This is a genomic window from Halioglobus sp. Uisw_031 (assembly GCF_047729875.1).
Taxonomy (GTDB): Bacteria; Pseudomonadota; Gammaproteobacteria; order Pseudomonadales; family Halieaceae; genus Marimicrobium.
In genome coordinates, this window is sequence record NZ_CP159826.1 from 3,368,509 (window position 1) to 3,391,538 (window position 23,030).

Sequence of the window (23,030 nt, forward strand, 5' to 3'; positions counted from 1 at the left end):
AGATGTACAGGATTTTAACCTAGTGCGATTAAACAAATTTATCAGTGAATCGGGTTTGTGCTCGCGGCGTGAAGCCGATGAGCTAATTATCCAGCAGCGCGTTACGTTAAATGGTGAAATCGCGGTTACGGGTGCGAAATGGCTAGAGGGCATGAGCGTGCTGGTCGATGGCAATATTGTCAAACTGAAGCCAACCACAAAGAATAAGCGTAAGCATATTTATATCGTCCTTAACAAACCTGCTGGAATTACCTGCACAACGGATGAAGCGATAGCGGGAAACATAATAAATTTCGTAGACCATAAAGAGCGCATATTTCCTATCGGACGTCTGGACAAGAATTCAGAAGGTTTGATCCTGATGACGAGTAATGGCGATATCGTCAATCAGATTTTGCGTTCCGAGAATAAGCACGAAAAAGAATATCTCGTTGGCGTGAACAAACCCGTCAACGACGTTTTTTTACGCGCGATGGCACGCGGGGTGCGCATCCACAGACAGGTCACCCTCCCTTGCAAGGTGTCGAAGCTCGCGAAATACGGTTTTAGAATCGTACTGACTCAAGGCTTGAATCGGCAGATTCGGCTGATGTCTGAGGTACTCGGTTATAAAGTCGTGCAATTAAGACGTACCCGAATTGTCAACGTGAAATTGGGCACGCTAAAGCCCGGTGTCTGGCGCAATTTGTCAGACTCTGAACTGTCGGGTCTGCTCCCAGATTTTACGGATTGGTAAAGCCTCAGCTTGTGTTTCGCTATCGCACGCTTAGCGTATGGACGGATTATGAGAGACGTATAAACTGGACGCGAGGCTTACTGAAGCGTTAGTTTCCCCACCTTCCGCCTCGACAAATGGCCACTGTCATAAAGCCAAAGAATCACTTCGGCCAATGTGTCCTCACTGTCCGCAAAATGCAGTCCTAGCTCAGCCTCAATCTTGCTGCTGTCAGCATAGACCCATTGTGAGGCATACATCATACCTTCAGCAGTAAAAGGGAATTCCTTACCTGTTATCTTAATGACAACATCAGCACAACGCCCCAACAGTCTCAGTATCTTCCCTGGAATGTGCACTGAGTGTAATGTTCTACCCGTCAGCCTAGTAACAACCTCGAGCATTTCTGTCCAGCTGTAGTAATGGCCGCCCAGTATAAAGCGATCTGGACCGTCAATACGCTCAATAATAGATACGTGCGCATCCGCAATATCTTGGACATTTACCAGCTGTACGCCGCTACTACTGGTAAAAGTGAACACGCCAACAAACAGTTTGATGCCAAAATGGGGTTCGGACAGCCCCGGATCATGCGCGCCGACCACACCGGCTGGGTAAGTGGTGATGATGGACGCGCCCCGTGCTTGCAATTCGCGCACATAGTGTTCGCACTCAATTTTGGTGCGAGCGTAGGGGCTTTTCGCAACACTTACCGGCGTATCTTCGGTTATCACCAGATCGCCTGCGTTAAATAGCGCACTGACGCTGGACACATAGATAATCTTTTTAATTCCTGCGGCAAGACAGCCATCAATGACGAGTTTAGTGCCACCCACATTGATCTCCCGCATTTCTTCAGCATGTTTATCTGCTGTGGAAACCATCGCCGCCGAATGAATGACTGCGTCACAACCTTTAATCGCGCGGGCAACTGCGACCGGATCAGTTACATCACCGACTATGATCTCATCGACGTCAACACCAATGGCCTTAAACACACACTCCGCTTTGTGCCCTGAGCGGGCAAGGACCCGAACGTGATGGCCGGTCTGCTTCAAGGCTTTCACCGTATGCGAGCCAACAAAACCCGTACCGCCGGTAACAAGAACGTTCATAATGTCCCCAACACAAGGCGTCTAGATTGACGGGCATGAAACCCACGCTTTCGAATTACCGACGACGTATTGATCAACGCAGAAATTCGCTCGAATCGGAAGCAGCGAATCACTGATGCCGGCCAAAAAATCGCCCCTGCAATGGAGATTGCATCTGTCTACTGTGCGGGTTTTTCCGCGACAATTCTCCAGTTTAAATCTGCTATTTTTGCTTTCTCAGCCATAGTCCAAGATTCACCGCCGGTTTGAAGAAGATCAAGTGATTCTTCTACCCATGGCGGCATTATCCGAATCCTTTCAAGGAACCTGACGATTTTTCGTGCAACAAGGATCAAGTCACGTTTTTGCTCGCAAATGGGCCACGCTTCGCTTTTTGACGGCGCGGAAAGAATAATGTTAAAACCAGCGCTTTCTAGCGCTGCGCACACATCCGCCGGATACATCGACTGAGTTGCCGCCAACGTCGGCAGGTAAGACCGGTGCAGACTTACATGTTCTTCATTATTCCAATCAAAGTAGGGAGATAATAAATACTCAGAACATGAATATCGCGTACCGGGCTTCAATACGCGGAACATTTCTCTCGCATGGTCGTCTAATTCTTCCTTTTTGAAAAAGGGCCAAACGGCTTGGACAGAATAACAACCATCAAAAAGCCCCGACTCGTACTCGAGTGGGTCGTGATGATTACCCACTTTATAATGAAGGCGTTCGCTCATCTGGGTTTCTGCAGCCCAGTCGATGGCATTTTCAACTTGATCAGGATCGATGTTATAACCCGACACTTGGCCGCCCGTCATTGAGGCAATGTAATGCGCGATTCTTCCCCTGCCGCAACCCATGTCCAACAGGTGCGACTTCTCAGGGTCCTGTAGCGCCATCTCCTTTAACATAGCTTGTTCGCATAACAACTGATTTCCATACAAGCCCTCCTTTTCGTCTAACTGTGGAGGGATGTAGAGTTTCTCCAAATCGAACACCGACAGCATATTGTTCAAGACCTTGTAATAGGCTGCAATCGCTTTTGTCTCGTCTTCGGTAGTGGTCTCCTCTCCACCTTGCATGCGCTGCAGGAATTTATAAGCATTGACGCACGCATCCTTGTCCTCCTGCGGCAATGTCACCAGACGCTTTATCCCTGTAAACGACGTCTTGATACGGTACCAGTTCGCCCTCAGATTCGAGTTTTCACGTTGAAAATACTTCGGCATTAGTAGGGCCATAATTCACCTCAATTTCGTGCTCTGTTAATCCGCTATGGGCAGCGTTTGCGCCCAGGGTTTGACGTTATTGGTAATAAGGTTGGCATGATTGTCTTGTCGACTGGGTAGCCCGCCCTTTATTTCTTTAAGATTGACCATAACGTATTGATCTCTCTTGCATCAATGCGGTAACATATTAACAAGATATGATAATGTGTAAAGTAAAATCATCACTTTCATCCAAAAAAGGTTCCGAGATTGAGCAAGTCACTTTGGTCTGGCAACAGACCTAAAAATGATACCGAGGCGAAGAGCCGCGTCTGTAAAGCCGCTCTGGAGTGCCTCAAGCGCCTGGGTCTTGAAAAGACCACCATGACTGATATAGCCAAAGAAGCCGGCATCTCCCGACCGACACTGTACAAATATTTTAGAAATAAAGACGAGGTTTTTTTCACCGCAATTGACATAGAGGCCCATGTCTTTGCCCGGGCAGTGGTTAAACACGCACGACAATTTGGCACGATAGAGGAGCGTATCGTCGAAACCATTATTTATGTTGTAGAGGAACTCCCCAAAGATCGTAACCTGTCATATGTATTGAATCATGAGCTGGCGGGAACATTAAGAAATAGAGCTTTCTCAGATGAAGCAACCCTAGTCTTCTCAGAAATGACCGCATTGCCACTGATTGAAATTCGACCAGAGCTGGCTGATCAGGGCGTAGAGATATCAGAAATCATGGCACGTTTTGCAATTTCCATGATTCTCTTCCCGGGAAAATATTCAAACGACTACGATGGCTTACGTAGCTTGATAAAAATACGAATTTTACCTGGATTAATATAAAATCTTTGCTATCAGTCCTCAGTTTTTTACGACACGGCTTACATGCCCGCTGTGGTTTTTGACTAATCAGCATCGGATTTATGATTGTGCAGAGAGCCTATGAACTACTCAGATGAATTTGAAGCGGCACTTGCCTTCGTTTTCATCGCCTCTCTTTTGTGGATTACTGCAAAATTGATGAAATTGAACGTTCCCCTTGTGTATGGCCGCCATGACAAGGGACAGTACCGCATCAAAATTCCTACTCGTCTATCGTGGATATTGATGGAGTCGCCCGCCTGTTTGGTTTTTAGCTATTTTATATTTACTGGACCCTTGCCTGTGACGCCGCCGATAGTCGTACTGTTTATTATGTGGCAGATGCACTATTTCCATCGTGCGTTTATTTACCCGTTCCAGTTGCAGGTTCGCGCAGGATCGTCTACCCCACTGCGCATGACGTTATTTGGCGCTATTCTTTGTACGGCCTGTGGCTATTTAAACGGAGAATATATTTCAAAATACGCTATCCATTTACAATCGAACGATTGGTTTTATTCGCCGGCTTTTATCATTGGCACCCTCATGTTTCTGATAGGCTACACACTCAACAAAGTCTCTGACCGCACGCTCACAAGATTACGCAAACAGAACCCGAACGAATATAGCATTCCTTACGGTGGCGCCTACAGATGGGTCTCGTGCCCAAATTATCTCGGCGAGATTATTACCTGGTTTGGGTTTTGCTGTGCAGCGTGGTCAATTGCAGGACTTACATTTGCATTTATGACGGCATCTAATTTGATCTTCAGGGCGCTAGACAACCATCAGTGGTATCGCGAAAAATTTCCTGATTATCCAAAAGAACGAAAAGCGATTATTCCTTTTATTTTGTAAGCGAGGGCCCGACCCCACCGCTATTTAGCGGCTGCCAGTTTATATTCACTGGCATCGGTAATAAAATCAGCGTGGCCATAGCTGTCCAAAAGACTGGCGATCTTGTTGACCAATTTTTTGTCCAATAGACTCCGCAATCCCGGGATGCGCATGCCTAAAGTGTAAAAGCCAGAACTGGCGATAATCACCAATATCGTGAGCGCTGTGGCCAGTTTGTCTTCGAGACGATAGTGTATTCCTATCTCCTCGGCACGCGCGGTCTTACCATCGCAAAAATTCTGAATGAGGAAATATTTGGAAAAGCCTCGCTCCATCCAACTATGAATTCGACCTCGAACAGAAGGATCATCCAGTAGTTCTGCGTCCATTGTTCCTCGAACGAGCTCCCCGCATGTGTCGTCATCAAACTCCTCCCTCAACGACAGTGCCCGAGCCATTATAAGATCAACAATTTCTTGGGGTGTCTCACCCAGCAGGTCCTGCGGCAGACCCAACAGAAAGCAACGATAGCGGGCCATTTCCACGCGCTCGCGTTCGGCCGAGGTAAAGTGAGTGCGACCTTTTCCGAGCAGCTTGAATGACAGCAGAAAGATACCGATCAACCCCGCTGGCATCTGATCAACCTGAGGGATAGGAATGCCGTAGGTAGCGACATCCCATTCCCCACTCTGCATGATGTTGTAGCGAACCATAGAATGCATAAGGCGCACTTTGGCAGCCGCTTGAAACCCACGACCGAACCGGGCCATGGCGCCGGGCATCGCAGTTGCCGTAAAGAAGCTTGCTGTTTCAAGTACGCGTCTTGCTGATTTTGAGTCTGACAGCGTACCGGTCATAGTCATTGGCAAGGCCGTGTACTTATTCATGAAAGTGGCAATGAACGCACCCCGGATAGCAAAGGGCGAGATAGTGACGAGCGGGATACGTTCCTGTCGAGCGCCTTTTTCAACAAGGTCCATGTCGACCCAATCGGGTGTTGCTTCCATAGCATGGATGAAGGTAACAAGTTCCTTGGGAGCATTGGAAACCGCGTCAATACCATTCTCGCAGGCGTCCTCTAGCATCGCGACCAGCGTGCGAAATCCATATTCGGGTATCAGCGCTGCATACGCATCGGCTACCCCATCACCCATCATTGTGTAGTTGCGAATGTTTGCGACCCGCTCGGGGTCAGACAGTGCGCTTTGGGCATAGCGCTTGTAGCGCGAGGGCAGGCTGTTGGCTAGATCCACGCCACTGACATAGCGCTCTGGCAGGATTGAGAAATCAACATCGCCATAAATTGCGGGAATCGCTTCTTTCTGCGCCAAAACACAGTCGCGATACATCGACACTTCACTAGACGCCATGAGCTTGCTCTCTCAGATTCGTAAAAATACCGTGCCATGAAGCTATATCATTCGAACGGTTTGTCAATGTGTGTCCGCCTATTGGTGACGAGATAGCCTTTGATGGATTATAATTCGCCGCCTTAGGGTGATTTTTAATTAGTTATTACTAGTATTTTTCTTTCAATGACCCCAATTAGCAAGGCCTTAGGCCCATAACGAAAAAAAGCTGTTACCATCTTCATCCTATAATACTCAGGTTGCCCATTATGGTCAGACGGATAAAATTCATGCCAAAGTGCGCTTGGCTCCCAGTGCTACTCAGCGCGGCGATCATTCAGCTTCAAGCATGCACAACGGACAAGGAGGCGGCGGCACCGAAAGGTATTCCCGTTACTGTCCTTAAGATTGTGCCAAAAGATACCCCCGTTACCCTAGAGTTCATAGCACAGACGCAAAGCTCTCAGGGCGTCAATATTCAGGCCCGAGTGTCGGGGTTCCTTGAGAAGCGCGTTTACATCGAAGGCTCAGAAGTCAAGAAGGGCGATGTTCTCTTCGAAATGGACAAAAAGCCGTTCCAAGCGCAAGTGGATGCGGCTAAAGCCGCGTTACAGCGGTATGAGGCATCCGTCGGGGTAGCTCGGGCAAATCTCGCGCGTACAAAGCCACTGGTTGAACAAAATGCGCTATCACAGCGCGACCTTGATGATGCTCAGGGCCAGTTTGAAGAAGCCTCGGCGGCTGTTGCAGAATCAAAGGCGCAGCTATACAGCGCTCAACTCAATCTTTCGTACACAACTATTACTTCACCTGTGGATGGCGTGAGCAGTTTGTCGGCGATGGCTGATGGTTCCTATCTCGATGCAGCAAACTCCCAGCTGACGACGGTCTCAGTGCTTTCACCCATGTGGATTAATTTTAGCCTGTCTGAAAATATACTGGCGCGCATCGTTGGGGAGGAGAAGAAGGGGGTACTAAAGGCACCTAAAGACAACCAATACTCTGTGCATATCGTGTTAGTAGATGGGACTACCTTCCCACAACGCGGCCGTATCGACTTTACAGATCCGTCCTACAACGTAGACACCGGGACATTCCTGATACGAGCCTCCGTTGATAACCCTGCTGGTGTTCTTCGACCTAACCAATATGTGCGTACTCAGCTTATCGGCGCAGTTAGACCCGACGCAATCCTCATCCCGCAGAGTGCTGTGCAGCAAAGCGCAAACGGCCACTTCGTCTGGCTCGTCGATAAGTCAAACAAAAGCAAGTTAAGATCTGTAACAGTAGGCGAATGGAACGGGGCCGACTGGTTTATCAATGAGGGGCTTGCCAGCGGTGACCGAGTCGTCGTCGATGGTGCGATCCGTCTGACTCCGGATGCGCTTGTCTCTATTACGGCGGCCGACGCGCCGCAAGATAAAGCTTCTCCCTCCGCAACATCAACTAAGTAGGTAGGGAGTCACCCAATATGTTTTCGCGATTCTTTATAGAACGCCCAATTTTTGCCGGTGTCGTGGCGATTGTCCTCTGTTTAGCCGGTTTAGTCTCCATGGCTGTTCTACCGGTGCAGCAATACCCGACAATCACCCCAGTCCAGATCAACGTTTCTGCCTCCTACCCCGGCGCCGACTCTCAGACGCTGGCGGATTCTGTCGCAGCTCCGATAGAAGCGCAGATCAATGGCGTCGACAATATGCTTTACATGACATCGACAAGCTCGGCCTCAGGCCGGCTTTCGTTGTCGATTTATTTCGAACTTGACACGGACCCCGACATCGCCCAGGTGCAGGTGCAGAACCGCGTCGCCCTCGCTGAGCCGCAGCTGCCGACCGCAGTGAGGCAGCAGGGTGTCTCTGTACAGAAGAAGTCGTCTTCTATCATGATGTTGATTGGTGTGTATTCGGACGATGAGCGTTATTCAAGTGATTACATCGCGAACTATGCAAACGTCTATATCCTCGATTCGCTCAAGAGGGTTCCAGGCGCCGGACAAGCACAAATTATGGGGGTACCAGATCAGGCAATGCGAATATGGATGGACCCCGACCGCATGGCCTCTCTGAAAATTACCACCACCGACATCAAGACCGCAGTCGGCAACCAAAACGCGCTATTTGGGGCAGGGCAAATCGGACAGCGACCAACGGATGGCCCGGTGCAACTTACGCTGCCGGTCGTGACGCAGTCTCCGTTCACAGACCCGAAGCAATATGAGGATATTATCCTGCGCGCAGACCCCGACACGAATGCCATCGTCCGGCTAGGCGACGTCGCTCGCGCCGAGATTGGACTGCAGCAGTATATTGTTGACTCAAAAATGAACGGCAAGGAGGCCACTTTTATTGCTGTCTACCTGCAGCCGGGGGCAAATGGACTCAAGGTATCCAAGGGCGTGAGGGAGACATTAGAAAAGCTGCAGCCAAGCTTTCCTGCAGGCTTGCAGTACGATATATCGCTCGACACGAATGACTTCGTCAAATTGTCTATTGAAGAGGTTATCTACACGTTGCTTGAAGCCATACTGCTTGTCGTATTTGTGGTGTTCATGTTTCTGCAGAGCTTCCGTACGACCATCATCTGTATGATTGCGATCGTCGTAGCGCTGATCAGTACCTTCACGGGAATGTTAGCCCTTGGTTTTTCGATCAATCTAATTACACTTTTTGGATTAGTCCTCGCCATTGGAATGGTGGTGGATGACGCGATAGTAGTGGTTGAAAACGTCGAACGGAATATGCATGAGCACGATCTCCAACCGAAGGAGGCCACGATAAAGTCGATGCAGGAGATATCAACGTCTCTGGTTGCAATCGTATTGGTGATGGCCTCGGTGTTTATTCCTGCTGCATTCCTCCCAGGGACGACCGGTCAGCTCTACAAACAGTTTGCTATCGTAATCGTAGTATCGGTAACAATTTCGGGCTTTCTGGCCCTTACTCTCACCCCTTCACTGGCCGCGCTGATTTTAAAGAAGAACCCACGGCCGAAACGCGGATTCTTTGCCTGGTTTAATCGCAAGGTAGACTCTACGACGGTTGGTTTTGGCCACGCTGTGGAATTTGTGATTAAGCGCTCGGGGATTGCACTGTGCCTGCTAGTGTTTTTCCTGTGGTCGATCTATCATTTATTCTCAATCATACCGACCGGGTTTGTCCCAAATGAGGATCAGGGATACGTAATGGCGGCGATTGTAATGCCCGAGGCATCCAGCATGGGTCGAACGCAGGCCGTCGCTGAGAAAGTGGATGCCGCATTCGAAAAAATTCCAGGCGTCGAAACACGCTCAATGATTACAGGCTACAGTCTACTAGACAGTGGCTTCAAGACTAACGCCGGAGCGTTCTTTGTAACACTGACAGACTTCAAGGAACGTTATTCATCAGCAGCAATGGCCAAAAAGGAAAATGCGCGCGCTGTACTAACGACGCTGCATGCAGAAACTGAAGACATACAAGAGGCAGTCATTATTCCGGTCGCACCGCCGGCCATTCCCGGCATAGGTTCCACGGGAGGAGTGGAGTTCTGGATTCAGGATATCGGTACCGGTGATTCGGCCCAGCTTGACAAAGTCACAAAAGACTATGTTGAGCGCGCAAGCAAGCTCCCTGAATTCACTAGGGTAACGTCTACGTTCGATGCGAACACGCAGCAATTGCGCGTTAACGTTGATCGCGACAAGGCCGCATTGCTAAACGTAGCAATAGCAGATGTGTATGAAACAATTCAGGCGCAGTTTGGATCGATAACCGCCAGCCAGTTCACGCAATTCAGTCGGGTCTGGTGGGTCGTCCTACAATCTGACGCTCAATATCGGCAAGAGCCTGATGACCTGCTGCATTTGTATGCCCGCTCGAAGAGCGGCGACATGGTCCCCCTGTCTGCACTAGTCAGTCTTGATTGGGTAACCGGCCCTGATATGTTGCCGCACTTCAATGGCTTCCCTGCGAGTAAGGTGACCGCAACTGCGGCGACGGGTTATAGCTCAGGGCAAGTGATTACAGCAATGGAGGCACTGGCCGATGAGGTGCTGCCCGATGGCTACACGTATGCCTGGTCAGGCTTGGCCTTTGAAGAGAAACAGTCGGGTAGCACCTCAATACTCGCCTTTGGATTCGGACTCATTATTGTGTTTCTAGTCCTCGCAGCACAGTATGAATCATGGACGTTACCCGGCGCAGTAATGTCCGCTGTGCCGTTTGGTGTTCTCGGTGCACTGCTGATGATTATGATGCGTGGCCTAGAGAATGATGTCTATTTCCAAATCGGTCTACTGGTACTTATTGGTCTGGGCGCCAAGAACGCGGTGTTGCGTGTCTCCGCTGCCGTCGATTTCCGCAAGCAAGGCAAATCGATTATGGAAGCGACCATACTGGCTGGAGAACAGCGTCTGCGCCCTATTATTATGACATCGCTCGCCTTTGCGGCGGGCTGTCTGCCAATGGCCTTAGCGATGGGAGCTGGCGCCAATGCGCGTCATTCTATCGGTACCGGTATTATCGGCGGCATGATAGGCGAAACGACGCTTGCAATGCTCTACGTACCGCTGCTTTTTTACCTCTTTGACCGTTTTGGCGAGGGCAAAAATAAGGACTCAGATGCTCCAGATGAGAGCGAGACCTCAGAAGAAATTGTCGATCCGCAAGCATCACGAGACGGGGAATGATATGAATAGCCCTCTATCATTGTTGACTCGTTCTCTTGCCGCTGCGGTGAAAAAAACCTGCCTGTACTCCTGCATGTTGGCAGTGCCGGCCGCACTGATGGTGACGTCCGGTTGCACGCTGGCTCCAGACTACGAAAGACCCGACGTGGAAATACCGACGGAATTTCGTTATGAACCCAGGGTGGTCAGTGAGACGGCAAATACTACATGGTGGACACAATTTGGCGACCCTGTGCTCGACGAACTGATCGCCACTGCTCTGGTTAACAACTACGATGTGAAGATCGCTGCAGCGAATGTTGAACAGGCGCTAGGCATCGTTACCCAGACACGTTCAGACCTATATCCGCAGATCGGTTATGGTGCAAGCGGCGAAAAGCGGCGCCTGGGCCGGGGAGACACAGAACTGTCTGGGGCCCTTCCCGATAATCTCAAAATTCCTAATAAACTGGAGACCTACCAGGCGTTCCTCTCCGCCAGTTGGGAACTGGATTTGTGGGGACGCATAAGAAGTCTGTCTGACGCCGCTCAGGCCAATATGCTGGCCACTGAGGAAGTTCGTCGTGGTGTCATTCTAACGTTGGTTTCCACGGTGGCAACGAGTTACATCAACCTACGTGGCCTCGATGAGCAACTGGCGGTAAGTCGGGCCACACTGGCGACTTATGCAGAGTCCGTGAGACTCTATAAGCTTCAGTTTAAGTATGGGCAGACGTCGCTAATGACCGTCGCACAGTCAGAATCTCAGTATGAGACCGCTGCAACACAAATTCCACAGATCGAGTCTCAGATCGTCCAACAAGAAAATGCGTTGTCGGTATTGCTTGGGGACAACCCGGGCGCCATTCCGCGCGGAAAATCGATCTCGGAATTAGTCAGCCCGACTGTCCCCGCTGGCCTGCCCTCATTATTGCTCGAAAGACGGCCCGACCTGCTGCAGGCAGAGCAGGGATTGATCGGCGCCAATGCGCAAATAGGCGCAGCCAAAGCGCTCTATTTTCCAACGATCTCTCTTACCGGTGCCTTTGGCGATTCGAGCTCCAATCTGTCTGATTTATTTAAGGGATCGAGCCGCACATGGAACTATGCCGGCCAGATCGTCGGACCGATCTTCTCCTTCGGTGCGGTGAGCGGTCAGGTCGCGCAATCGGAAGCCGCACAACGGGCAGCCCTGGCAAGTTATGAACTTGCAGTACAAAGCGCATTTGCGGATGTTGATAATGCGCTGGTAGCGTATCTAAAAACAGGCGAACAGCTGGAAGCACAGCAACGCCTCGTATCTGCATTAACCGAGTACGAGCGGCTCGCTAAATTACAGTACGATGCGGGATATGTCCCCTACTCCACTGTGCTGCAAGCGCAGCAAAACCTATTCCCTGCCGAGCTGGCACTTGCGGCACTTCGTGCGGCTCTATTAGAAGCATCTGCCAATATCTATAAGGCAATGGGCGGCGGCTGGATCGACGAAGCGGACAAGCTGAGCGCAAGTGCGCCGACTGTCACTGCCGAGCCGCCTACCGTACCCCCTTTGTTCTAACCCCGCCGCCCCTACAACATTCATCACGCTAATATGGGTGCAGTCCTCTCAAAAATGTGACAGGGTGTGAATAGATTCAACAGTGTCGGGCCAGTCGGAAATCGTAGCCAAATTGCTGCTTATATCATCCGGCAACGCTACCCGTAACAATAAATTCTGCGCCTGAACTTCGTCCTCCCAAAAAGCCACCGTATCACCATCAAAAAATGTCGTGCCGAAAGCCAACTTCCCTGCCGCCAGCTGCCGTGCCTTAGAGGCCAATGTAGTCGCCGCCGAATTATGCCCAACGTTAGTTACGTAAATCGACAGGTAGCCATTATGTTCATCCACGAGCTCCAAAACTCTGCTCTGCATCGGGAAGTCTATCGTGGATGTTGTCATTAACTCCCAAAAACCACCCTCGCCGTTTGCCGTCTGTAAGCTTTTTCTGTCTCTATGGCCGTGCCCGGTGAGATGGAGAATCACGTTGTCCGAGCTCACCAATAAGTCCTTTACCATTTCACCAGAGACTTTACGTTTATCGTGAAAGTCTTGCAGGCGGTGGTGCGAGACCACAATAACCAATTCATGCTGATCAGCAGCACTCACCAATTCCTCATGCAACCATGTAAATTGGTGCTCATCCATAGAACCCAAAGGGGTATTCTTTGCAGCATCCGTCGAGTCCAAGACAATCATCCTAATAGGTTTATCTGCAACGGGATAAACACTGTAATAGCTTTTTTGGGCTGCGATATCCTCTGGACTGTAACCATGGCCCACCGGCGCACCTCCGGCTTCGTAAAGCGTTTGTAGCAACTCTGTCTCATTGAGTGGTATTCGGGCGGGGTCTGGCGGTGTCGTAACACTGGCATCTAGAACGACCTGATGATCTGCCGTATCACCCGCGACATAGCCGGCCCACACTTTGCTAAGCGGGCTGCCAGTGAACAACCGATCGCCCTGTGCTGCATCTCGCAGCGCGCCGTCGATTAAACCGAAGCCGCCAACGTGCAAGACGTCGTGATTGCCCAGCGCGACGTACCAAGGCGAATCAATACCGATTGCAAGGAACGGATCATTGTAGTCATTCCCAGGGCCAGGGACCGGGTCATCATCAGCGCCAGAATCGGGGTCAATAACACCGCCATTCAGCGCCGTGATCATCCAGTCGAGCTCATTCTTTTGACTAGTGTCCGTCAGGTCGCCCGCGATAATCGCGAAATCAAACGGCCTGCTGCTCCTGTCGCTGATACGCCGTGCGGTGCGAATATTAGCTTCAAAAACTTGGGGCGTCAGTTGCCCGCCAGGCCGATACACATTGGCATAGCCGTCCATTCTTATGGGTGACTCTTCATCAATGATCTGCGGGTCTGCCAAAACGAGAATGTAGGCGAGACTGGATCGCTGAGCGCCCTGCACCAAAAACTCGGGTGCCAATTCTAGATGCTCTATCCATGGCAGACCCTGTTCCAATCGAGTGCCAAGTCCGTTCTGCGCATACTGACGGTGTTGGTAGACGGTAAAGGTGCCATCATCCATCATCGCCCGAACCTCAGGCGAAGGCTCATTGGGCACCCATACCTGTTGTAGCGACGTATAAGGCTTTTCAGTGAGCCCATATTCAGACGCGGATGAAGACAAAGAGTCAGAATCAGACGAGCTGCAACCGAACTGCAAGCTCACTGATGCTAATACTATATAGAACAATCGGCCCATATTAATCGCCTCGCAACTTACAATACCCTCGTCAATCATGCCATATCAGAGCACTAATAGACTCTCTTATACCGCATGTTTGCGAATCATTTCCTCACCTTTATCGATCTTTGGCCTGATTGTCCAAATTAGTAATATCAAAAGCAGGCACATATAACTGCGGGGCTTTTCCTCCATCGACGGGCAATACTACGCCGGTAATAAAAGAGGCGTCGTCGGAGGCGAGGAAACAGATAGCGTGGGCCACCTCTTCAGCTGTAGCGGCTCGCAGCATCGGGATTGCGTCAGTAATTATTGTCTTCACCGCGTCATTTTTCATGGTGGCCGCATTGAGCCCCGGCGTCTCAACGGCGCCGGGAGCAACCACATTAATACGCACGTTGTGAGGTGCCGCTTCCATAGCCGCACATAGGCTAAATTGATTAAGTGCCGCCTTGGCTGCACCATAAGCACCCGAAGCGATCCCTGCCCGAAGACTACTCACCGAGGAGATATTAACGATCGAGCCACTGCCCTGAGGAATCATAATCCTCAATGCCGCCTGCACACCAATAAAGACACTATCAACGCCAATACCGAAATTCGATCGCCACTGATCCAAAGTCTGATCGACGACCATGCCCCCTATAACGGATGGCGCGTTGTTGACCAGTACATCCAGCCGACCATACTGTTGTGCCGTCTCATTAATGAGTCTGGCGAAAGCCTCTGTATCGCCAACATCCAATTCATGTCCAGTGAAGCTGCCACTTAGATTTTTCGATGCTTCTTCCAGCTCATCCAATTTGGGCTTACGGCGGGCGCAAGTTACGACATGAGCACCCTCTTCTACCAGCTGCAGTACTGTGCTCCTGCCGATCCCCATACTGCCGCCTGTAACAATAGCGACCTTTCCTTTAAAGCGTGATCTAGTCATATTGGTTGTCCTATAGCCTTTATTTTTTCCCTGAAAGTGCCAGCGTGGCGCTTCCCGATATATGCATGCCTAGACTATTCTCTCCTATGAATGTAACTGTCACCAAATCGGCCGAAGGTTCTAGCGTCAGAGCAACGACCTCCCCCGTCATCACCATGACATCCCCGGGAAAGTTAGGCGCCCTCAAATCAAATTGAAGTTTTTCCAAGCGACTATTCGCACCAGCCCAGTCACCCAGATAGCGAGCAGCCAGTCCGCTGGTCGTCAGAATATTCATGAAAATGTCTGGCATTCCCGCAGCCTGTGCTATGCCCGCATTGTGATGCACAGGAGTAAAATCTTGTGTTGCTAGTGCTCCACCTACGATGAGCCTGTGGGTAATGGGGATAACAACCTTTGGTAGTCGATCGCCCACGTGAAGGGCGGATATTTCTATATCTGTAGAGTCAGTCTGCTCACTAGACAGCCCTTTGATCAAGGGTGCCCCTGCCTCCATCTGCTTACTGTGGTGGTGTGTGTTCTCTTCAGCCTTTCCCTCAGCTGCCTGATACTGAAAGTAAGTAATTAGAGCATCTGCGAACGGTTTTTCATCAACCGTTAAGTACTCGAGTTGTTCGGTAACAAAAAATCCTTCGCCAAGTGACGTCGATTTTTTATCGCTGATCTTCACAATAGTCGTGTAATGCTTCACACGCTCACTAATGTGCAGGTCTCGATGAAAATTAATATCGTAGCTGACAGCAACGTTAGACGAATAGCCCATTGTGCTCATTTCATCAAAAACATGATACGGGGAAGCATCGGTTGAATTCGGCGCATAGCGGTCGCTGATATCGCGCATCGTCCACATCTGCATCATTGCGGGAGGCGCGACCTGATCATTTCCGGGTGAGTAGCGGGGGCTGTTATCGCCCATCGCTGAGCACCATTGCCAGATCTGCGTCGCGCTAACAGGGTTATGGCTCAAATAAGGGCCTTTACGCTGCCCTTTGAGACTTTCCAACCGCTGCTCTAACGATAAATTTTTATTTAACATACTGACACGGCAATTTCATTAGTAGATACCCATTGTACACCGAGCGAGCAGTGTTCTAAATCCACCCAGGGCAGCCCTAGAAAAGAATACAACTTTGTGACGGCCAATACACCGCTGCGGCATTCGGGGCTTTAACGCGCGCAGGGATCGACGGAGCAAGCCCTGCTGCGCTTGGCGTTTTTTTCTCTCGATTAGGTTAGAGTTACTAGTCTAATATGCACAGATAGAGACTTTTCTATAGACTGGAATCAAAACGTATTTGACCTACTCACACGCAATGAGACTGGTCTGCATCCCCTTCAAGGAGAAAAAAATGGACGAAAGCAAGTTAGCATTTGATCAATCAGTTGCTGCACTCACAGAAGCAGGCTGCGATTTTGAGCTCATTCACCAATCAATCGACAATGTAGAATACACCGTCTATAAAAATGCACCACAAACGCTGCAAGAGGTCTATTTCGCAGCTACTGCTCACGGTGACAGTGAATTTCTAATCTATCAGGGTGAGCGCTGGACGTTTAACACTTTTTTTCAGCAGGCATGGTCACTGGCGGATGCCTTAAACACCAAACACCATATAGCGCCCGGTGACCGCGTGGGTATTGCGATGCGAAACTACCCCGAATGGCTCAGTGCATTCGTTGCTATTACATCGATTGGCGCACTGGCTGTGCCAATCAACAGTTGGGGTACAGCCCGCGATCTCTTGTTCGCAGCACGCAATAGCGAATGTAAAACGGTGTTTTGTGATCAACAGCGTCACACGCTCATGGCGGCAGGGCTCGCGGAGTCGAGTATTAATGCAGTGATCGCCCGCTCCAGTGCCGCTTCACCTATTGAGCTTGGCCAAACACTGGAAGACTTTATCGAAGATAGCAAAGACGCTTCGCGGCCAAATGTCACTATCGAGAGCGAAGACAGCGCACTCATTATGTATACATCGGGCACCACAGGACAGCCGAAGGGCGCAGTCTCCACCCATCGCGCGCTTTGCCAGGCCATTATGAACTTCGAGTGCACAGGAACTGCCTGCGCAATGGCCAACCCCGACCTGATTGGCGCAATGTTTTCCAAAGGATTTGCACCATCTCAAATGCTAGCGGTACCCTTATTTCACGTCAGTGGACTACATGCCATATTTTTTACGGCGCTCCGTGCCGGGCGAAAGATTGTCATGATGTACAAATGGGACACTAATTCCGCTCTGCAACTTATCGAGCAGGAGCGAATCACCATACTCAGTGCCGCGCCATCAATGTTGTTACAGCTGTTCGAGTCACCCGAGTTTGACCAGCATGACACCAGCAGCCTTTCCAGCCTCGGCGGAGGCGGTTCGGCAACGCCGGCCAAGGTGGCCGTACTGATGCACGAAAAAGTGGAGAATATGTATGGGGGAACGGGCTGGGGCATGACAGAAACCAATTCTATTGGCACGGCTTTCACCGGTCAGGCATTCATCGATAACCCAGGCAGCGTAGGCTTTTGCCATGCCACCGTTGAAGTCAAAATTTGTGACCCAAACGGCCACGAAGTCACTGCAGGCAAACCAGGCCGAATCTGGATCAAGACTCCGACCGTAATCAGTGAGTACTGGAGGAGACCCGATGCTAATGAGAAAAGCTTCTGTGAGGGCTGGTTCGACAGCGAGGATATCGGGTACTTTGACAGCAAAGGCTACCTGTACTTGTCCGATCGGGCCAAAGACTTAGTGATTCGCGGTGGAGAGAATATTTACCCGGCTGAAATTGAAGCCGTGCTGTGTGAGCATCCTGCCGTCCAAGAGGTGGCGGCTTTTGGCATCGCAGATGAGAAATTGGGTGAGCAAGTTGTTGTAGTCGTTGTGCTGAAATCTGGCGCATCACTAGCCGAAGACGCTCTGAAGAATTTTGCTTCGAAAAATTTGGCCGCATTTAAAATACCGTCTCGCCTGATAGTTGTGGAGGAAGCATTGCCTCGAAATCCTGCCGGTAAAGTACTGAAACATCTTTTAAAAGAAACTCACTACAAGAATTTATAACGGCTCTTTTCCTTACGCTGGCGCAGCGTGTCCAAGTTTTATCAACGACAGAACGTTGCGCACTTATCGAGTGTAGTCGCCGGGGTAAAACTCCTATTTCTTTCAGCGATATTGTAGTTGTGAAGACCACACAAGGCCGACATTTTTTATATATTTGGCTCGAAGCGTTCTGTAATTTTTCCTTCCCCGCTGCTCTGGGGCTATCTGATCGGATAGGTGCAAGCAACTGATCGTTTGAGTCCTACCCTAGCCTAGCCCGAGACGTACCACGAGACCATCCGCAATGATACGATGACGTAACTGGGAGATGAAAAACATGAGCGGCGTAGAGAATGGCAGAGAGCATATTCGACATGAAGTATGGGTTTGCGGTGGATCCAACACCATTTTTAATGGGGTTAGCGCCTGGCTGTTGATGAAAGGTGGGGGCAGCTTGCAATGGAGTGGAGACCACTCCTTTGCGGGCGACGTGGTGGCGACCGCGTTCCTTTTGCCACTGATCGTAGCGTTTATCGTCATTCCGCTGCAGCGCAGTAAGCTCAACAAGGGAACGCTGCAACCGATCAACCTCGGCCCATCGTCCCTTATGCAGTCTCTGGCCGATCGCTTCCCCGCCAGCACGGCAAAAAGCGCATTGCTATTTAGCCTGATCGGCATCTTGATCATCGCCCCATTAACCCTTGCTGGACTCTACCTATTTGGCGTCCAAACCATTACCCCAGAATACTATGCGATCTTCAAAGGCCTTTGGGCCGGGTTGATAGCAGCTGTCCTAGTAGTGCCCATGGTGTTGATTGCACTGCGTGAAAACGCATCCACACATACAGTAGCAGTGCACCGGAGCTAGTCATGTCAGCATTGAGTAACAAAATCGGCTTGGTCACAGGCTCCGGCCAAGGCATTGGACGCGCCATTGCGCTTTCCTTCGCTCGCGAAGGCGCCAAGGTTGTGGTGGCCGACTTCAATGAGGAGATGGGACAGCAGACAGTGGAATTGATTACAGATGCGGGAGGGACAGCAAGCTTCATCTATGGCGACATCAGCAAAGAAGATACCGTCAAGGCCACAGTAGACTTTGTACTCACCACCTATGGCCGTCTCGACATCGCTTGTAACAGCGCGGCAGTGAGTCGTGGTAGCGGCCCAATACACGAGTACGAGCGCAGCATCTTCGATCAAACCCTTGAGATGTGCCTCACTAACACCTGGCTCTGCATGAAGTACGAGATTGCCGCAATGCTGGAAAATGCTGGCGGCGCAATCGTCAATATCTCCTCCAACGCTTCATTGCGAGGTCAAGCGTTTAATACGGCCTATGCCGCCGCGAAAGGTGGAGTCAACATCCTCACGAAGAGCGCCGCTGCGGAGTACGGTGCCAAGGGTATTCGTATTAATGCCGTGTCTCCTGGCGTCATTCTCACGCCAGGCCTAGAACAATACTTTGAGGAGCAGCCCGATAAGGAGGACGGGCTCAGAAAGAAATCCGTAATGAATCGCTTAGGAGCACCTGAGGAAATTGCAGACGCGGTAAGCTTCTTGTCCAGTGACCGAGCTTCGTTTATTACCGGGCAAATTTTGTCGGTGGATGGAGGTGGCTCTGTCCGCTAAGTCGCTTTGTGTATTAATCGTCTAGCGCACACGGATTTTCGGTTCAGTTACATCTCCACGCATGGTGCGCAAGAACTCTTCCAGTGGCGCAGGGGCTGCAACCTCCGGCGCTTTGGCATCCGGGGGGTTGGCCCAGAAATCCTGCCAGGAAGGCCACAGATCGTGATACGCTCCGGCGTATGGCTCTCGGTCGGGCCAGCGCATTTTGTTGTCGCCCAAGGGCGGCTTATTCAGGTCGGTAGCGTACCAGTAACACGGTAATCGACGGCGAAAACACCAGCGACCATCAATGCGATCGTAATTGTCCCAGTATAACATTTGCATGATCACCCATTCTTTCCCCGTCTCATGCTCGTTCTTGGAATACACAACACCATGCGCGTGGTCGGGGTCATCAAACTCAATCACATGATTGCCAATATGATGCGATGTGCCGGTGAATTGATTGCGCAGGGTATCGTCAAGCCACTGTTTGAGATGAGCGCGCCCGGTCAGTTCGCGACTGACCCGAATATCCTCAGCGAACAGGTTAACGTGTGCGTCCAAATCGCGCATATCCAACGACAAGGAGTACTTAGCCACGAGTTGCCGGATTTCGTCCAGTGATTCCAACCGATCTATCCTTGCCAACAGATCCTGATCCATAATCTACCTCCTGATCCTAAACGCAACTCGCAGTGCATGTCCTAAACGCCATGGCGCATGCTATGTGAGGATAGCTCTAATTCCTAATAATAGACTCTATTTTACGTTTTTTGGTCCTCATGATCACTTTCAACCCGCTCAACCGCTGCGACGACAGCAATCATAATTGCGGGGTTCAGCCTCTTTCAAGATAGAGGGCACAGCTTGCGACATACCGAGCGCTTGCGACATATAAGTAGGGTATTTCTTCTATAGGTCTCAATGTTCTATGTCACTACGAGACAGGTGGTTATTGCAGCTACACGAGCAAAAACCCGTTAACTGGAATTAGCCGGAAATCAGTGTATAATTACCGCGCCGAAATCTACCTAACAAAACGGCAGACCTTATGCGGCTATCAGCTAAACGGGCGTAAGCCCTCCAAGTAAAATGTCACCTTCTTCTCACCAAAGGCGCATAAGGCGTCAGTAGTGATGGGAGGCGGCCAAAATGCTCCGCTTGCAATTACCCGCAGCGCGCTTTATTCAGGTACCGCTTTAATGCTCCACATCGGCCAGTTGAATCACCTTAAAGTACTGGAGGTTGGCGCCTATGCTGCCATCCTTGATGGCGATCAATCAGGGCGTCTTCCACTTTCGCTGCAACAGTGTCCTCAAGGCCTCGCCCCTGACGATGACTTGGAGGTTTTTATCTATCTCGATGCCGAAGGTGACCCGATACCGACAACCCTATGCCCCGCCGCCCACTTAGGCCAGGTGGCCTGGCTCGAGGTTGTAGAAGCGAACGATCTGGGGGCATTTGCAAGCTGGGGCCTGCCCAAAGACCTGTTCATACCCTTTGCTGAACAGCAGTATTCACTACGCAAGGGAACTCATACGCTGGTCAGAGTCTATCAGGATAATCAGGGACGGCTCGCAGGCTCAACGCGAATCGACTACTGGATCTCGGACGACTCGCAAGGACTAAACCAAGGAGACAAAGTCAGCCTGATCATTGGCGACAAAACGGAGCTGGGATTTAAGGCGATTATCAATCATGCATGTTGGGGACTTCTGTATGGTAATGAACTATACCGAAAGATTCGCAAAGGCCTCATCATCGACGGCTACATCAAGCAAGTACGTGAAGATGGAAAAGTCGATCTGACATTGGATCAGCCAGGCTTCAGCACCGACAAGATAGACATCGTCTCCAGCGCGATCCTCGCATCATTGAAAGACAATGACGGCTTTATCGGTCTAACAGATAAAAGCCCTCCCCCCGAAATTTACACCGCTTTCAGGGTCAGTAAAAAGGTGTTTAAGCAGGCGATTGGCGCCCTCTACAAGCAACGTCGGATAACACTGGAAAGCTCAGGTATCCGGTTGATTTCACCAAGCACAAATCAGGAATAAAATATCCATGCTATTTAAAGATCTCGGCCTTTCGGCTGAACTTCTGCAGGCCGTAGAAAAACAGGGCTACGACGAAGCTACCCCGATTCAAGCGCAGGCCATACCTCTGGTACTGGAAGGTAAAGATGTACTGGCCGGCGCACAGACCGGCACCGGCAAAACTGCAGGCTTTACGCTACCCGTGCTGCAACTGCTGCAGCGATCTCACCGTGCTAGCCAGAAACCCCATCCCAGGGTGTTAGTCCTCACGCCGACCCGAGAACTCGCCGCCCAAGTGCAGGAGAGTGTCCGAGACTACGGACGATATCTGCCCTTTCGCTCCGCGGTAATTTTTGGGGGAGTGAGCATAAACCCGCAAAAACAAAAACTCATCAAGGGGGTGGATATCGTTGTCGCCACACCCGGCCGTCTATTGGATCACGTAGGGCAGCGAAGTATCGACCTGTCCAAAATAGAAATACTGATTCTGGACGAAGCCGACCGCATGCTCGATATGGGCTTCATTCGAGACATCCGGAAACTACTGAATATCATTCCCAAACAGCGTCAGACCTTATTATTCTCTGCAACATTTTCTAAGGAAATCCGGAATCTGGCCTCCGAATTTTTAAAGCAACCCGCGCAGATACAAGTCACGCCCGAAAACACCGCTGTTGAGCTGGTAAGTCAAATTGTGTACCCAGTCGACAAGAAACGGAAACGCGAGTTACTCTCGCATAAAATAGGTGAAGAAGAGTGGCAACAAGTTCTGGTTTTTACTAGAACCAAGCACAGCGCAAATAAACTGACGGAACAGCTTGGTGACGATGGCATTACGTCCGCGGCAATCCACGGCAACAAATCGCAGGGAGCCCGAACCAAAGCGCTTGCAGACTTTAAGGCAGGTAACATCAGAGTGTTGGTTGCAACCGACATTGCAGCACGTGGCATTGACATAGAAAAACTACCTCACGTGGTGAACTTTGAACTCCCCAATGTACCCGAAGATTATGTTCATCGCATCGGGCGAACCGCGCGCGCAGGCCAAAAGGGTCACGCCATATCCCTCGTGTGCGTTGACGAATTAAAGCTACTTCGTGACATCGAAAAAGTTCTGGGTTTAGAAATCGAGAAGATCAACCTGCCAGGTTACGATGTGGACCCGCTTATCAAGGCCGAGGCAATTCGCAACGGTGGCGGTCGCAGCGGTGGCGGGCGCAACGGCGGTGGTCGTAGTGGTGACGGTCGCAATAATCCGGGTAATCGCGGCAACCATGGGGGCAAGGCCAGAGGAAATAGCCGTGCTGCTAGCGGACGACGATAATAGGAATGGGCACTTAACGGTAGAAAAGACTGCAATAGCGGCAATCATGTCATAAACTTCAACTGTGTTTGCCCACTTGGAAGCACAGGGGTCAAATTTTTTTTGATTTCAAAGAACAATACGTTAAC

Annotated in this window: 18 protein-coding genes; 11 read left to right on the forward strand and 7 right to left on the reverse strand. The window is 50.5% G+C overall.

Going from position 1 to position 23,030, the window contains the following annotated elements; translation table 11 throughout:
• Nucleotides 1–22 precede the first annotated feature (22 nt).
• The gene (locus tag ABXT62_RS15250) at nucleotides 23–736 is read left to right on the forward strand and encodes a pseudouridine synthase (RefSeq protein ID WP_415356137.1); all 714 of its coding nucleotides are present in this window, start codon (nucleotides 23–25) and stop codon (nucleotides 734–736) included.
• A 77-nt stretch (nucleotides 737–813) separates the two neighbouring features.
• Here the strand turns inward: ABXT62_RS15250 and ABXT62_RS15255 are convergent, their stop codons facing one another.
• Together ABXT62_RS15255 and ABXT62_RS15260 are read right to left on the reverse strand one after the other, a co-directional pair.
• Nucleotides 814–1,830 carry an NAD-dependent epimerase/dehydratase family protein gene (locus tag ABXT62_RS15255; protein ID WP_415356138.1) on the reverse strand — a complete coding sequence of 339 codons (1,017 nt, stop codon included), beginning with the start codon at nucleotides 1,828–1,830 and terminating at the stop codon, nucleotides 814–816.
• A 158-nt stretch (nucleotides 1,831–1,988) separates the two neighbouring features.
• Nucleotides 1,989–3,053 (reverse strand): class I SAM-dependent methyltransferase, encoded by a 1,065-nt coding sequence (locus ABXT62_RS15260; protein ID WP_415356140.1) that lies wholly within the window; start codon nucleotides 3,051–3,053, stop codon nucleotides 1,989–1,991.
• Nucleotides 3,054–3,290: 237 nt separating this feature from the next.
• Between ABXT62_RS15260 and ABXT62_RS15265 the strand changes: the two genes are divergently transcribed.
• The gene (locus tag ABXT62_RS15265; protein ID WP_415356141.1) at nucleotides 3,291–3,878 is read left to right on the forward strand and encodes a TetR/AcrR family transcriptional regulator; all 588 of its coding nucleotides are present in this window, start codon (nucleotides 3,291–3,293) and stop codon (nucleotides 3,876–3,878) included.
• A 99-nt stretch (nucleotides 3,879–3,977) separates the two neighbouring features.
• Nucleotides 3,978–4,754, forward strand: coding sequence for a DUF1295 domain-containing protein (locus ABXT62_RS15270; RefSeq protein WP_415356142.1), 777 nt, complete (start codon nucleotides 3,978–3,980; stop codon nucleotides 4,752–4,754).
• Between the two features lie 20 nt (nucleotides 4,755–4,774).
• Here the strand turns inward: ABXT62_RS15270 and ABXT62_RS15275 are convergent, their stop codons facing one another.
• Entirely contained in the window at nucleotides 4,775–6,103 is a 1,329-nt protein-coding gene (locus tag ABXT62_RS15275) for an oxygenase MpaB family protein (protein WP_415356143.1), read from the reverse strand.
• A 269-nt stretch (nucleotides 6,104–6,372) separates the two neighbouring features.
• Between ABXT62_RS15275 and ABXT62_RS15280 the strand changes: the two genes are divergently transcribed.
• From ABXT62_RS15280 to ABXT62_RS15290, 3 genes are read left to right on the forward strand one after another with little or no spacing between them, the layout of a single operon-like run.
• Nucleotides 6,373–7,536, forward strand: a complete 1,164-nt coding sequence (locus ABXT62_RS15280) for an efflux RND transporter periplasmic adaptor subunit (RefSeq protein WP_415356144.1) — start codon at nucleotides 6,373–6,375, stop codon at nucleotides 7,534–7,536.
• A gap of 17 nt (nucleotides 7,537–7,553) precedes the next feature.
• Nucleotides 7,554–10,748 (forward strand): efflux RND transporter permease subunit, encoded by a 3,195-nt coding sequence (locus tag ABXT62_RS15285; protein ID WP_415356146.1) that lies wholly within the window; start codon nucleotides 7,554–7,556, stop codon nucleotides 10,746–10,748.
• Nucleotide 10,749: 1 nt separating this feature from the next.
• Nucleotides 10,750–12,285 carry an efflux transporter outer membrane subunit gene (locus ABXT62_RS15290; RefSeq protein WP_415356147.1) on the forward strand — a complete coding sequence of 512 codons (1,536 nt, stop codon included), beginning with the start codon at nucleotides 10,750–10,752 and terminating at the stop codon, nucleotides 12,283–12,285.
• A 48-nt stretch (nucleotides 12,286–12,333) separates the two neighbouring features.
• Here the strand turns inward: ABXT62_RS15290 and ABXT62_RS15295 are convergent, their stop codons facing one another.
• The 3 genes from ABXT62_RS15295 to ABXT62_RS15305 form a co-directional block, all read right to left on the reverse strand.
• On the reverse strand, nucleotides 12,334–13,983 hold the full coding sequence (locus ABXT62_RS15295; RefSeq protein WP_415356148.1) for a metallophosphoesterase: 1,650 nt from the start codon (nucleotides 13,981–13,983) through the stop codon (nucleotides 12,334–12,336).
• A 100-nt stretch (nucleotides 13,984–14,083) separates the two neighbouring features.
• Nucleotides 14,084–14,899, reverse strand: coding sequence for an SDR family NAD(P)-dependent oxidoreductase (locus tag ABXT62_RS15300; RefSeq protein WP_415356149.1), 816 nt, complete (start codon nucleotides 14,897–14,899; stop codon nucleotides 14,084–14,086).
• A 19-nt stretch (nucleotides 14,900–14,918) separates the two neighbouring features.
• Nucleotides 14,919–15,935 (reverse strand): MaoC/PaaZ C-terminal domain-containing protein, encoded by a 1,017-nt coding sequence (locus ABXT62_RS15305; RefSeq protein WP_415356150.1) that lies wholly within the window; start codon nucleotides 15,933–15,935, stop codon nucleotides 14,919–14,921.
• 313 nt (nucleotides 15,936–16,248) lie between these two features.
• Here ABXT62_RS15305 and ABXT62_RS15310 point away from each other — a divergent pair, with 313 nt between their 5' ends.
• From ABXT62_RS15310 to ABXT62_RS15320, 3 genes are all read left to right on the forward strand, one after another.
• On the forward strand, nucleotides 16,249–17,952 hold the full coding sequence (locus ABXT62_RS15310) for an AMP-binding protein (RefSeq protein WP_415356151.1): 1,704 nt from the start codon (nucleotides 16,249–16,251) through the stop codon (nucleotides 17,950–17,952).
• Between the two features lie 316 nt (nucleotides 17,953–18,268).
• Nucleotides 18,269–18,799, forward strand: a complete 531-nt coding sequence (locus tag ABXT62_RS15315) for a hypothetical protein (RefSeq protein WP_415356152.1) — start codon at nucleotides 18,269–18,271, stop codon at nucleotides 18,797–18,799.
• A gap of 2 nt (nucleotides 18,800–18,801) precedes the next feature.
• Nucleotides 18,802–19,560: an SDR family NAD(P)-dependent oxidoreductase gene (locus ABXT62_RS15320; RefSeq protein ID WP_415356153.1), complete on the forward strand. Its 759-nt coding sequence runs from the start codon at nucleotides 18,802–18,804 to the stop codon at nucleotides 19,558–19,560.
• Nucleotides 19,561–19,581: 21 nt separating this feature from the next.
• On the opposite strand, the gene ABXT62_RS15325 is transcribed toward ABXT62_RS15320, so the two are convergent.
• Nucleotides 19,582–20,205, reverse strand: a complete 624-nt coding sequence (locus ABXT62_RS15325) for a nuclear transport factor 2 family protein (RefSeq protein WP_415356154.1) — start codon at nucleotides 20,203–20,205, stop codon at nucleotides 19,582–19,584.
• Between the two features lie 473 nt (nucleotides 20,206–20,678).
• Here ABXT62_RS15325 and ABXT62_RS15330 point away from each other — a divergent pair, with 473 nt between their 5' ends.
• Both ABXT62_RS15330 and ABXT62_RS15335 read left to right on the forward strand, forming a co-directional pair.
• Complete coding sequence (locus ABXT62_RS15330) at nucleotides 20,679–21,599, forward strand: S1 RNA-binding domain-containing protein (RefSeq protein WP_415356156.1); 921 nt, start codon at nucleotides 20,679–20,681, stop codon at nucleotides 21,597–21,599.
• Between the two features lie 7 nt (nucleotides 21,600–21,606).
• Nucleotides 21,607–22,902, forward strand: a complete 1,296-nt coding sequence (locus ABXT62_RS15335; RefSeq protein ID WP_415356157.1) for a DEAD/DEAH box helicase — start codon at nucleotides 21,607–21,609, stop codon at nucleotides 22,900–22,902.
• Nucleotides 22,903–23,030: the final 128 nt, after the last annotated feature.

Excerpts from the sequence above, each read along its gene's own strand:
- ABXT62_RS15315 (WP_415356152.1), top strand. The coding sequence starts at position 18,269 with ATGAGCGGCGTAGAGAATGGCAGAGAGCATATTCGACATGAAGTATGG.
- ABXT62_RS15310 (WP_415356151.1), top strand. The coding sequence starts at position 16,249 with ATGGACGAAAGCAAGTTAGCATTTGATCAATCAGTTGCTGCACTCACA.
- ABXT62_RS15305 (WP_415356150.1), bottom strand. The coding sequence starts at position 15,935 with ATGTTAAATAAAAATTTATCGTTAGAGCAGCGGTTGGAAAGTCTCAAA.
- ABXT62_RS15290 (WP_415356147.1), top strand. The coding sequence starts at position 10,750 with ATGAATAGCCCTCTATCATTGTTGACTCGTTCTCTTGCCGCTGCGGTG.
- ABXT62_RS15270 (WP_415356142.1), top strand. The coding sequence starts at position 3,978 with ATGAACTACTCAGATGAATTTGAAGCGGCACTTGCCTTCGTTTTCATC.
- ABXT62_RS15285 (WP_415356146.1), top strand. The coding sequence starts at position 7,554 with ATGTTTTCGCGATTCTTTATAGAACGCCCAATTTTTGCCGGTGTCGTG.
- ABXT62_RS15325 (WP_415356154.1), bottom strand. The coding sequence starts at position 20,205 with ATGGATCAGGATCTGTTGGCAAGGATAGATCGGTTGGAATCACTGGAC.
- ABXT62_RS15330 (WP_415356156.1), top strand. The coding sequence starts at position 20,679 with ATGGGAGGCGGCCAAAATGCTCCGCTTGCAATTACCCGCAGCGCGCTT.
- ABXT62_RS15275 (WP_415356143.1), bottom strand. The coding sequence starts at position 6,103 with ATGGCGTCTAGTGAAGTGTCGATGTATCGCGACTGTGTTTTGGCGCAG.
- ABXT62_RS15295 (WP_415356148.1), bottom strand. The coding sequence starts at position 13,983 with ATGGGCCGATTGTTCTATATAGTATTAGCATCAGTGAGCTTGCAGTTC.
- ABXT62_RS15335 (WP_415356157.1), top strand. The coding sequence starts at position 21,607 with ATGCTATTTAAAGATCTCGGCCTTTCGGCTGAACTTCTGCAGGCCGTA.
- ABXT62_RS15280 (WP_415356144.1), top strand. The coding sequence starts at position 6,373 with ATGCCAAAGTGCGCTTGGCTCCCAGTGCTACTCAGCGCGGCGATCATT.
- ABXT62_RS15260 (WP_415356140.1), bottom strand. The coding sequence starts at position 3,053 with ATGGCCCTACTAATGCCGAAGTATTTTCAACGTGAAAACTCGAATCTG.
- ABXT62_RS15255 (WP_415356138.1), bottom strand. The coding sequence starts at position 1,830 with ATGAACGTTCTTGTTACCGGCGGTACGGGTTTTGTTGGCTCGCATACG.
- ABXT62_RS15300 (WP_415356149.1), bottom strand. The coding sequence starts at position 14,899 with ATGACTAGATCACGCTTTAAAGGAAAGGTCGCTATTGTTACAGGCGGC.
- ABXT62_RS15320 (WP_415356153.1), top strand. The coding sequence starts at position 18,802 with ATGTCAGCATTGAGTAACAAAATCGGCTTGGTCACAGGCTCCGGCCAA.